The 12,512-nt window shown below is 24.8% G+C and carries 10 protein-coding genes, 1 tRNA gene and 1 riboswitch; of the genes, 3 read left to right on the forward strand and 8 right to left on the reverse strand.

What is annotated here, in order from left to right:
* Nucleotides 1–3 precede the first annotated feature (3 nt).
* The 7 genes from cls to AACL05_RS07120 all read right to left on the reverse strand — a co-directional run bounded on the left by cls (nt 4) and on the right by AACL05_RS07120 (nt 8,422).
* Nucleotides 4–1,527 carry a cardiolipin synthase gene (gene cls / locus AACL05_RS07090; protein WP_338961075.1) on the reverse strand — a complete coding sequence of 508 codons (1,524 nt, stop codon included), beginning with the start codon at nt 1,525–1,527 and terminating at the stop codon, nt 4–6.
* A 101-nt stretch (nt 1,528–1,628) separates the two neighbouring features.
* Nucleotides 1,629–1,719, reverse strand: a tRNA-Ser gene (locus AACL05_RS07095).
* A gap of 201 nt (nt 1,720–1,920) precedes the next feature.
* Nucleotides 1,921–4,527: a class 1b ribonucleoside-diphosphate reductase subunit alpha gene (gene nrdE, locus AACL05_RS07100; protein WP_281748958.1), complete on the reverse strand. Its 2,607-nt coding sequence runs from the start codon at nt 4,525–4,527 to the stop codon at nt 1,921–1,923.
* Nucleotides 4,528–4,545: 18 nt separating this feature from the next.
* On the reverse strand, nt 4,546–5,565 hold the full coding sequence (gene nrdF / locus AACL05_RS07105; protein ID WP_252319910.1) for a class 1b ribonucleoside-diphosphate reductase subunit beta: 1,020 nt from the start codon (nt 5,563–5,565) through the stop codon (nt 4,546–4,548).
* A gap of 157 nt (nt 5,566–5,722) precedes the next feature.
* A riboswitch (cobalamin riboswitch) is annotated at nt 5,723–5,888 on the reverse strand.
* A 189-nt stretch (nt 5,889–6,077) separates the two neighbouring features.
* Nucleotides 6,078–6,671 carry a dephospho-CoA kinase gene (gene coaE / locus AACL05_RS07110; protein ID WP_338985933.1) on the reverse strand — a complete coding sequence of 198 codons (594 nt, stop codon included), beginning with the start codon at nt 6,669–6,671 and terminating at the stop codon, nt 6,078–6,080.
* Between the two features lie 10 nt (nt 6,672–6,681).
* Nucleotides 6,682–7,620: a tRNA (adenosine(37)-N6)-threonylcarbamoyltransferase complex transferase subunit TsaD gene (gene tsaD / locus AACL05_RS07115; RefSeq protein ID WP_338961077.1), complete on the reverse strand. Its 939-nt coding sequence runs from the start codon at nt 7,618–7,620 to the stop codon at nt 6,682–6,684.
* The gene (locus tag AACL05_RS07120) at nt 7,595–8,422 is read right to left on the reverse strand and encodes a purine-nucleoside phosphorylase (protein WP_286642056.1); all 828 of its coding nucleotides are present in this window, start codon (nt 8,420–8,422) and stop codon (nt 7,595–7,597) included. Before AACL05_RS07120 ends, tsaD begins: the two co-directional genes overlap by 26 nt.
* Before the next feature lie 284 nt (nt 8,423–8,706).
* Here AACL05_RS07120 and AACL05_RS07125 point away from each other — a divergent pair, with 284 nt between their 5' ends.
* On the forward strand, nt 8,707–8,931 hold the full coding sequence (locus AACL05_RS07125; RefSeq protein ID WP_338961078.1) for a hypothetical protein: 225 nt from the start codon (nt 8,707–8,709) through the stop codon (nt 8,929–8,931).
* A 110-nt stretch (nt 8,932–9,041) separates the two neighbouring features.
* Complete coding sequence (locus AACL05_RS07130) at nt 9,042–9,227, forward strand: hypothetical protein (protein ID WP_338961079.1); 186 nt, start codon at nt 9,042–9,044, stop codon at nt 9,225–9,227.
* A gap of 516 nt (nt 9,228–9,743) precedes the next feature.
* Here the strand turns inward: AACL05_RS07130 and AACL05_RS07135 are convergent.
* The gene (locus AACL05_RS07135; RefSeq protein ID WP_338961082.1) at nt 9,744–10,904 is read right to left on the reverse strand and encodes an Mbov_0401 family ICE element transposase-like protein; all 1,161 of its coding nucleotides are present in this window, start codon (nt 10,902–10,904) and stop codon (nt 9,744–9,746) included.
* 73 nt (nt 10,905–10,977) lie between these two features.
* Between AACL05_RS07135 and AACL05_RS07140 the strand changes: the two genes are divergently transcribed.
* Nucleotides 10,978–12,501: a hypothetical protein gene (locus AACL05_RS07140; RefSeq protein ID WP_338985934.1), complete on the forward strand. Its 1,524-nt coding sequence runs from the start codon at nt 10,978–10,980 to the stop codon at nt 12,499–12,501.
* Nucleotides 12,502–12,512 lie beyond the last annotated feature (11 nt).

Below are 12,512 nucleotides of genomic sequence, written 5' to 3' on the forward strand. Positions count from 1 at the left end.
TTTTTAAAATAATGGTGCTAAAATTCTAAGCAATAATAAAAATACACCCCGATAGGCAAAACTACGATGTAGTAGTGGATTACTAATAATTAAACTAGAATGAATAAAATCTTTTTCAAATGAAGCAGATAAATCACTATTTGTTTTACTATCATAAACAATTACTAAAGTTTGATGGTCTGAATAAAGACTACGATAATCAAGATTAGTTGAACCAATAATAGTAATATCATCATCAAAAATACCAGACTTAGAATGGTTAAAAACATTATTATATTCATAAATTTTAACACCTGACTCAATCAATGAATCATAATAAGTTCTTGACATATCTAATGATAAAAATTTATCAGTAATTCCGGGTAATGATAATCTAACATCAACACCAGAATAAGCACTATTACGCAATGCAGTAATTAAATCGCTAGTTGGAATTAAATAAGGAGTACTAATTCAAACTCGCTTTTTAGCATTACTAATAAATTTAATAAATAAATCTTTTTGAATTGTTTCTTTAGTAATCGGTCCATCATCAATTACTTGGACAATAATATTATTTTTAATTTTTATTTCAGATTTTTCAGCACTAATATCAAGAATATTACCAGTAATAAAATGCCAATCTTGTCTAAATATTAAATCAATTGATTTAACAGCTTCACCGACAATTCTAATTTGGGTATCTCTTCAAAAGCCATACTTTGCAGAAAGATAAATATAGTTATCTGCTAAGTTAACTCCACCAGCATAGCCAATATTCCCATCAATAATGATATCTTTACGATGATTACGAAAATTATAATTTCCTGTCATAAATGGTAATCTAACTGGTGAAAATTTATGAATAATAATTCCCATTTTTTTCATTTTTCATATTTTATATTTAGATAAACTAAAATATGAACCAACAGCATCATAAATCATATAAACTTTAACTCCTGCTTCAATCCTTGCTTTTAAAACATTAATAATTACTTCTAATAGTTCCCCTTCACCAAGAATAAAATAATTAATAAAAATATAACTTTTTGCTTGTTTTAAATCTTCAATTAATTTAACAAATTTATTAGGACCATTATTTAAAATTTGAACATCAGTATTATTATAAAATGGTCGATGAGAAATTCTTGTTGTATAGTTAAATAAAGATAAAGTATCATCACTCAAAGTTATTTTTTTTGATTCTAAAATTGAATTAGCAAAAGTTCAATCTTCTTGGGTATAAAAATAACTATTTGTTTTTAAATAAGCTTTTTGTTTTCGTCGATAACGATAAGGACGACCAAAAGTTCAATATAAAAAAATACCGATGATTGGCAAACATAAGGTAACCATAATTCATGATAGTTTTGCATCTTGCATACGATTGGTAATAAAAATAATAATACCAGTTAAAATAGTTAAAGTAATAATTATCATCAAAATAATTCATGAATATTTAATATAATTAAATATAACGAAAACTATTGTTGCAATCAAAGCAATATATAAGATTAATGATAAAAGTAAGTTTACTCGTTTACGCATGATTTCTCCTTAATATAAAGAGTTCTTTATTAAATTATATCTAATTATTAATAAATTTATTATTTAAAAGTAAAAAAAAGCAATTAATGCTTTTTAAATAATGGCGGAATGGGAGAGATTCGAACTCTCGCGACAGTTTCCCGTCCTAACTGATTAGCAATCAGTCCTCTTCAGCCTCTTGAGTACCACTCCAAAGTTATAATAATTATTTTTTTTACAATTATTATTATAACTTTAATTTTAAAATTTACTATGTATTTTTTAATTTTTTTTTAAAAATCCTATATTCCAAAATAAAATTTCACTATTTTTTAAATTAAATAAATAATATATTACTAAATTTGTTACAAATTTATTTATTACTTGAAACCACTATTCAATAATTTAATTAATTTATACAACACAAACATTGCATTGATAATTTTCACTATCCTCTAAAACCTCTTGACGAATACGAACATAATAAATTGATGAACAACCTTTTTTAAAGGCTCTAATATAAGCTTTATTTAAATCACGAGTTGTCGCTTTATCAGTAATAAATAAAGTTAAAGAAATTGCTTGATCAACGTGTTGTTGTGCTGCTGCTACAATATCAATAATTGGATTAGGGCCTAATTCATATCCACCTGCAGTGTAATATGCTAAATTATTATCATCAATCTTATAAGCAGGAACATAAACACGACCTAATTTCCCTTCTTTTCGTACCTCAACAGGAGCAACTACCGGTTGTAGACTTGGTGTACATGAAGATAAATAACTAATTGAACCAGTGGGTGCTACTGCCATTAAATGTGAATTAGCCAATCCTGTTTCTTTAATTTTTATTACTAATTCTTTTCATTGCTTCTGAGTTGGAATCATAATGTTATATTTTGCAAATAATTCTTGTATTTTTTTTGTTTCAGGAGTTCATTTATCTGACTGACATTTTATATATTTATCAAAATATGAACCATCAGCAAATTTTGAATTTTTAAATCCACTAAAACTTCCAAATTTTAATGCTAATTTATTTGAAGCACTAAAAGCATGATAAGCCATAACATAAAAGAAAATATTAGTAAAATCAATTGCTTCTTTTGAATCATAAAAAATATGATTTGTTGCTAAAAATCCATGTAAATTCATAGCGCCTAAACCCAAAGCATGATTTTTTTTATTTCCATATGCAACTGATGGAGCACTAGAAAAATCACTACTTCTTGATACATGGTCTAATGAATGAATTGCTTGAAAAATAACCTCACCAAATTCACTTCCACTTTCCATTACTTTTGCAATATTAATACTTCCTAAATTACAACTAATATCTTCACCAATTTCTTTAAAACTTAAATCACTATTAAATTCACTAGCTGTACTTACTTGAATAATTTCACTGCACAAATTACTCATAACAATTCTACCAGGATGAGCATTATTTTTATTTACTGTATCATCAAATAATAAATAAGGATATCCACTTTCAAAATGTAATTCAGCAATCATTTGAAATAATTTGCGAGCACTAATAAAATTTTTACTAATATCAGGGTTTTTTAACATATTATAATACTCTTTAGTAATAGAAATATCTGTCATTGCTTTACCATAAACTTTTGCAATATCATAAGGACTAAAAAGTGCCATCTGTTCATTATTTTTTGCTAATTCAAAAGTAATATCAGGAATAACTACTCCTAAAGACATTGATTTAATACGAATTTTTTCATCTGCATTTTCACGCTTTGAATCTAAAAATAACATAATATCTGGATGATGAACATTTAAATAAACTGCCCCAGCACCTTGTCTTTGACCTAGTTGATTAGCATATGAAAATGAATCTTCAAGAATTTTCATAACCGGGATAACCCCTGTTGCTTGATTTTTAATATTTTTAATTGGCGCTCCAAATTCTCTTAAATTTGTTAAACACAAAGCAACTCCACCACCACGTTTTGATAACTGTAATGAAGTAGTAATAGCTCGAGCAATTGATTCCATGTTATCTTCAATTCGTAAAAGATAACATGAAGTGTATTCACCTCTTTGTTTTTTCCCTGCATTTAAAAATGTGGGAGTAGCTGGTTGAAATCTACCAGACATAATTTGTCTTAAAATTTTACTAGCATGTTCAATATTACCATCTGCAAAAAATAAACTATTCATAACAACTCTATCTTCATAATTTTCTAAATATTGTTTACCATTAAAACTTTTTAAAGCATAAGAATTATAAAATTTTAAAATACCCATAAAACTTGTAAACTGATAATTAAAACTGTATGCTTCATTTGTTAATCGTTCAATTTCCGTAATTGAATATTTATTAATTATTGTTTCATCATAATATTGATTTTTTACTAAATATTCTATTCTTTCTTTAACGGTTTTAAAAAGCAATAAATTTGGTTTAATATGATTTTTCATATAAGATTGTGCTGCTTGCAAATCAAATTGTGCATTATTAGTAGTTTTTGCTCTAGCATTTAAAGTAACATATTCATCACTTTCTAAAGTTCCAGATAAAGTATTTATTTCATTAGTATTTTTTTTATCTTTATCTCAAAAATCTACTAATATATTTTTTATTGTTGATACATCATTTTGAGTTCCTAATAATTCAAATTGAAATAATAGTGGGACATTTAATTTTTTTGAAAGAATTGGCCCAGCAATTGCAAAAGTATCACCAAAATTAGTATTCCCCGACGCAATAACACCACGACAAAAATTACGATTTTGCTTATTATTTAAAAATTTAATTACCTGTTTAGGAACTGCCCCTTCTTTAATATCACCACCCCCACTATATGTTGGTGTTATTAACACATAATCTTTATCAACTAAAATTTCCTCTTGTAAATCGTGAGGAATTCTTGAATTTAAAACCTCTAATTTTTGAATAAAACGATGAGTATTATTTGACAAAGAAGAAAAATAAACAACATGAATTTTTCCTTCTGGCTTTAATATTTTTTGGTTTGAAACTTTTACAACATCATTATGCATTTTTTTACTCCTTTAAAATTAAAATTCTCAATCTTCATCTTGCGTTTCTACAGTAATGCCCATTACATAAGATGAACCATTACCTGAAAAGAAATCGTGATTTTCATCAGCTCGAGCTGATAATTGATTAAAAATTTCCGGTTTAATTCTTGTTTGTTCTTCACTAAAAGGTGAATCATATCCTAAATTTTGTAAAAACTTACCAGCATTATATAAACTAAACTTAATAGCGTCTTCAGCTAAATTAAATTCTTGATATAATTCTGTCAAATATTGCTTTTCTAAATCAATTAATTTAAACAATAAATCAAATACAAATTTTTTCATTTCTTCTTGTTTTTCTTTTGGTAATTTTTCAACTTTTCTTTGATATTTATAGCCACTATAATAATTATGAATAACTTTATCACGTAAAATTAATCTAATAATATCTGAAGTATTAGGTAATTTACTACGAGCAGATAAATAAAATGGTAAATAAAAACCACCATATAATAAAAAACCTGGCATTAAAGCGGCAGCTACTTTCGATTTTAAAGGATCATCACTTGTATAATAAGGAATTAGTGCACGTGCTCTGGCTTGTAAACTTTCATTATTAATTACTCACTCATGAGCAGATTCAATCTGCTCACTAGAACATAAAGTTGAAAAAATTGTTCCGTATGATCGAGCATGAACTGCTACCATAAAAGCAAAATTTGTATAAATAACTTGTTCATGATCAGTTAAAGAATTAGGTATTTGTGCAATATCACCAACCGTTGCCTGAATTGTATCTAATAAAGTTAAACCTGTAAATGTTCTTGTTATTAACTCTTGTCATTTTGGATTTAATGTTTTTCAAGAAGTCAAGTCATTAGAAACAGGAATTTTTTCTGGTAACCAAAAATTTTGAGTAATACGATTTCAAACTTCTAAATCTTTTTCATCATTGATTACATTTCAATTTACAGATCGCATTTTTCCATTAAAATTTTTCATAATATACTCTAATGGTGACTGTGATTGTTGAAAATATTTGTTATCTTTTGCCATTTATTATTACCCCTCTACTTAATTACACAACTAAAAACATCCCCTATATTATATAAAGGATGTTGTCATTATTAAAAATTACTTTATTAAAATTACAAATATTAAAAAATAAAAGTAATTATTAAAAATAATCATTAATTCACACCCAGGAATATAATATCACTTAAAAAATTAGACCGGTCTACTGGCTTAGCTTCATTTTACTTGTTACCCTTCTCAAAGTTTTATCTTCAATGGTTTTGTAACGTTCATCAACATCACAGTTGCTGGGGCAGCAAAGAATTCTCATCTTTTTCCCGAACATCTAAAGTTCCTTGTTATTTAGTTGTATAAATATTCTACTACAAGAAAAACAATTTTGGTAATTTATAAATACATTACTATGTATTTTTTTAACCTCAACTATTTTAAAATTATTATTAATTTTTTTATTATGAAAATTTTCATTTTAATATACAAAAATAATTTAATATATTTTACTATTGTTTTTTAAAGTAAAAAAACATTAATCTTTATACTTTATTTGTTAATAATTTTTTTTCAACTTTTTGTAATTGTTTAATAAAATCATTAATAGTGCCGTTATTTTTAATAATAAAATCAATATCTTTATTTAAAATTAAATATTTTTTTTGTTGATTTAATAGTGAAATAACTTGTAAATCATTAACATTATCACGTTCTTTTATTCGTTGGATTTTTTTATCTTCCTCAGCCTCAATTAAAAGAATTTTATCAACTAATAAATTTAAATTTGCATTAAATAATACTGCACAATCAATAACAATTAATTCTTGGTGTATTTTATTACGAATAATATCTTCTTCAACAATTTTTACCATTTTTGGTCAAATAATATTTTCTAATTTACGTAAAATATGAGGGTGTTGAAACGCTTCATACCGTAATTTTATTTTATTAATTGTTTTATCACTATTAATAAAAGTATTACCGAATTCATTAATTAATGCTTTTTTTGTTTCTTTTAGTGTATAAATATGTTTAACAACTTTATCAACAAAAATAACATACGCACCTTTATTTTGAAAAAAATTTGTAGCGGTTGTCTTACCTACTCCCGCTTCACCAATAATACCAATAATCATGAGTTCACCCTTACTTATGTTCAATTTGATAACTTGCAAGAATACCAATCATTGCTGCATTATCAGTACAGTATTCTAATTTTGGAACAATTATTTTTAAATTTGGATATTTATTTTTTAAATCTAATACTGCTAATCTTAATTGCTGATTAGCACTAACTCCTCCTGATAAAACTAAAGTTTTTGGATTATGTTTTTTTAATGCTAATTCAATTTTATTAATTAACACTTGAATAACTGTTGTTTGAAAAGAAGCTGCAAAATTATTAAATTGTAACTTACCTTTTTCTTTATTTATCAAATTAGCACATGCTGATTTTAAACCACTAAAACTAAAATCTAAACTATTATCATTTTTAGGTAATGGTAATTTATAAGTTGGCTTTCCCAATTTAGCACTTCGTTCAATTTCAGGACCACCGGGATATTTTAAACCTAACATTCTTGCAACTTTATCATAACATTCACCAACAGCATCATCTAATGTTTGACCAAGTATAGTGAAATTTAAATGTTCATTTGCCAACATCAACTGTGTATGACCACCACTAACTAATAAACCAAGTACTGGAAATTCTCATTCATTATTAATTAAAGAAGCATACAAATGTCCATACAAATGATTACATGGAAGCAATGGCTTTTCTAAATAAGCAGCAATAGTTTCTGCTATAATTTTACCTACATGTAAACAACTAGCAAGACCAGGAGTATTAGTATAAGCAATAAAATCAATATCCATAATTGAAATGTTAGATTTTTCAATTGCTGTTTGTAAGACAGTAGCAATATTTTCACTATGAGCTCGTGCTGCTAATTCTGGAACAACACCACCATATTGTTGATGAAGCTTAATTTGTGAAGCAATAATATTACTTAAAACATTTTTATCTTTAATAACAGCAACACTAGTTTCATCACAACTAGTTTCTATTGCTAAGATTATCATCAATATCCTCTTCTTTATAATAAGCAACTGCTGATTCTAAAGCTAAAATCATCATTTTTTTAAAACTAGTTTCGCGTAATGTTGCTGAAATTGATTCACCGGTAATAAAAGAATCAGAAATTGTTAATAAACAAGCAGCATTTTTTTCTAAATGTTTTGCATTAGCAAATAAAGCAAAAGATTCCATTTCTACTGCTAAGCATTTGCTAATTAAAGGATTAGTTTTATAATCATTATCATTAATACGATAAAATACATCACTTGAATGAATTAAACCTGATCTTAAATTTATTTTTTCACTTACTATATACGAAGAATTTTCATTTTTTTGCTGATCAAATTCATTATCAATTTTTTGTGCCACTTTATTAATAATTTTGCTAATATTACCAACAGATTCAATTTGATTTTCATCAATATTAGCAGCATATTTAGCGAAAGTAGATTCACTATATACTTTAGTAGTATTAATAATATCATAAACTTTAACATCTTTTTGATATGAACCAGCACTACCAACACGAATAATACAGTCAACATCATAAAATTTAAATAACTCATATGAATATATACCAATTGAAGGCATACCCATACCACTAGCAGCAATAGTAATATTATATCCTTTATATTTTCCAGTAAACATTAGCATATTACGAACATTATTTACTTGTTTTCAATCTTGTAAAAAATTAGAAGCAATGAATTGAGCACGTAATGGATCGCCTGGCATAATTACTACTTTTGCAATTTGATCACGAGCAGCTTTAATATGAGCTGTTGGAATTTTTTCTTTATTTTCCATATATTCTCCTTTTTTTAAATAATAATAGTTATTATAATATATTGTTAATTTAGTAACAACATTAATATTTTTAATGACTGGTTTTTTATTTTAAAAATTAAATTTAATTTTATAACTTTTCATACTAATTAAAGAAAATAAAAAATAATCTAAAAAAGTTTAATCAACACCTTTTTAGTTTTTTTAGTATAATTTATTAAAACTAAATAATGTTTAGTTTATAAAAAACTCATTACTTTATTTTAAAGTAATGAGTTTTTATTTTAAAAAGGTGGGAAACATAAATGTTTAAAAATTTAACTAAAGGAAATAAAAAAGAAATAGAAGAATGCCAAAGAAAAATGAAAAATTCTTCTGAAAATCAAAAATATTTACAACAAAAAATATATTTTGAATGAGAAAAATTAGATAAAATAAATTGGATAACAGAAGCAGAACGAGTAGTTGAAACAAATAATATTATAAAACCATTAGAACAAAAATTACGAAAAGAAGAAAAAAATGAATAAATAATTATAAACAAATAGAAGTAATAAAAAATAGACCATATTGTCAAGAAGAAAGAAAACAACGAGAAGCATTAAAAAGTCAAGAATTTGCAAAATTAAAACATGTACGTATGAATGAACCATCTATTTATCATGATGGAACTTTTGGTATAGTTTTTGATACAGTTTTAAAAACTGGTGAAAAGTTAAAAGGTTCATGGAATGAAACTAATAAAATCAAAATTAATGAAACACCTAGTTGTTCTCAATGAGAAAGAAGGGCAAATAGCAATCCATATAGTTCTCCATTTAAATAAGTTTTTATATTTAAAAATAACTAATCTCATTAATGAGATTAGTTATTTTTTATTTCTATCATAAACTAAACACTTATTGCATTTATTTTTAAATGACTTAAAATATAATTAACTTCTTAAACTTAAGAAGTTATTGGGGAAAAACAAATAAAGGAGAACTTAATGAAAATATTAATCAAAACATTAAGTGTTTTAACGCTTGCAACAACCACAGGTATTGGGAGCGTACCGATGTTGTCAATAATATTCAAATTTGTCTTTAAATTATAGGTTTAGACGAGAATAATTTTGACTTCAATATGCAATTGTATGTTAATCTTAACACTTGAAAAATATTAGTCAATAATAATACTTAATTTTATAACTCAAAAATTCTTATTAAAATTAATTTTAATAAGTTTTTAATATGTTATAATGTAATAAAGTCCTTTAAGATAAACCGTATACCGTTATGATTACTAAGCGTATGTAAAGTACGTGGTCTCTTAGGCAAATCCCTAAATTAGGGATTTTTAATTATAATAATTGTATTACTGTATTTATTTGATAGCATTTAAAATTAACCATTTTTGTATACATATCAATGTTATAGGTTCTATCACCAATCATATGCTTTAAAATTTGTTTAATATTTGTTTCAGTAAAGCAACCAATATTTTCAACTAGTGCTTGGTTTAATACACCATCTTTTGCATTAATAAAATAACCAACTTTTAATTTTTTATATTGCAAAGTTAATGATTGTAAAAAATCAATTAATTCATAATATTGACCTTTTTCAAATAAATTTATTGCATTTTGATAGTGTAATTTAGCAATTTTATTTTTTCTTCTTCCAGCCATTATACCAAGAAATAAAACATGAAAAGCATGGAATTTATCTAAAATAAATTTAGCATTTAAAATTGTAGCAGTTTTTCTAATTCATTTTGCGCTATCTCCACAAACTACTAAATTTGCTTGTTCAAAATTTTCAAAAAATAAATTACCATATTTTTCAATTAATTTTGCAGTTTTTTCAGCACCAATTTCTGTTTTTGATACTCTTATTTTACATGCCGCTCTTTTATTAATTAATTTTCCATTTTTCTTTTTACCAGTACAAAATACTATTAATCTCATAGAACATTTTTTACAATTTTTAGTATTGTGTTTTTCATTAAACTTAAATTTTCTATGACCATCATCAATATTTATATATAAAGTTTGATTTGGTTGTAATACTATTTTAGGAATATTAACTTTTGGTAATTCAAATTTTTGATATGTTCTGCAAACTGTACTATTACTTATTAAATCTTCAATAAAAGTATCACAAACATCACGATACTTTTTATCATCAGCAAAATATTTTAAAATTTGTTTAATAACATCTGGTGCTAATTTACTATACTTTTTAACACCAAGATAGTTATCTAGCAATGAAACAAATTCCTTTTTTTGTGTTTTTGGGTTATAATGTATACAAATACGTCGTTTATAATTTAATAAACCTTTTTTTGTTTTTAATTTTCTTTTTCTAAATCTATATGATTTATATTCAGATTTATTACATGTACTTCATAAATAATCATCTATTTCTTTAAATAATTCTTCTGTTTGTTGTAAATTTAATTCATCTTGATTAAAATAGTGTTTGTCTCAATCAAAATGATTTACGAATGGTAGTTTTAACATTTTTAATGTTCCTTTCAAAATTTTGTTTGTTAATAATTTAATTGTATTGTTTATAAAAATTAGGGAGTAAAATATGGCTTTTATTAGTAGTTATGCACAACTGAATAAAAAATATAATCTTAATTTTAGTGATAATAATTATGGTTTTAGTTGAGATATTTTTAAAGCATTTGTTGGTGATGAATGAGCAGAATATTTTACTACTAATTGTTTTTATCGTTTTATACCAACAGCACGTGGAACAAGAAAAACATGAAACTGCTTAGCATTTGATTTATTTATATGTTGTAATTTTAGTGATAGTAGTGTTCAAGAAGTAAGACGCTATGAAAATACTCATAATGAAACTACAATTGGCGCTTTAATGAATGTTTGTCAAGTTTTATTAGATGAATATAATATTAATTTATTACCTAATAATCCACATGGTATTAAATGAAAAATAACTAAGGATGGTGGTTGTATTATTTTTCCTAATAATCAACAAATTGACTTTATTGGTTATACTAATGGTAATAAGATTTTTGGAAAAGAAGCAGGTGGTTCAAGTTTTTTAGGTTCAAGAACAGATGAAATTATTATGGCAGAAGAAAAAGAAACATTAACTGAAAAGCAATTAACATATCGATATGAACGTTTACAAAACTCTATGTTTAGAAGTAATCGTATTAAAGTATCAAAAGAACCTATTAAAGAATGAAGTTGAACGTTTATTGATAAAAATATATATAGTCCTAATTTTGGAAAAAAGATTACTCGCTTTTTTTATAAAAGTTTCTTTATTACTTTTACATGTAATCCTTATGATAAATATCATCCATTTTATTTAAAATACTGTACGCCATTTTTACCATTAAATGATAAAGTGATGGAAAATCTTAAAAAAAATGGCAAAATTTATTATGAAAATCAAGATATGTTTAGTGGTTTAGGTTTATTTGTTTTAAGATTTACTATTCAACCATTTTGAAATAAATTACCAGATATTCAAAAAAGAACATTATTAGAAATGAAAAAAAGTAATCCTGATGAATTTAATACTGTTTTTTATGGTTTTGAATTTTTAGATAGTGATGCAACAATTTTCCCATTTCAAAAAACTGTAAAGTGCTGACAACCATATGATTTAAAAGAATTTTATAATTCAAAAAAAGATATGTATAAATTTGATTTTTATTCAGTTGGTGTGGATTGAGCAACTGGTCATAAAGACCATACTGTATTTATAGTAGTGGGTTTTAAAGAATATAATAATACTGGTTATTATGATGCTTATATTATTTGTGAATTAGTAGTTACTCCAAATCATTTTATAAATGAAAATGAAAAAATTAATGCTTATGTTAATGAAATTTTAGGATTAATTGATAATTTTGAAAATTTTGAACAAGCAATTTATTTTTATGATGATAAAGCACGAACTGCCATTGATTGATTAAATCAAAAATTAATAGATGAACATAATACTATTTTAATCACACAAACTGCTATTAAACATGCTTCAAATTTAAATCAAGAAGCAGGATTAACTAATAGAGTAGTTTGAATGAGAAACATTATGAGTTATGGAAACTTTTATGCAAATGCTAAATTGTAAAGGTAAGTGCA

Source organism: Spiroplasma endosymbiont of Thecophora atra (assembly GCF_964019735.1).
GTDB lineage: Bacteria > Bacillota_I > Bacilli_A > Mycoplasmatales > VBWQ01 > Spiroplasma_E > Spiroplasma_E ixodetis_A.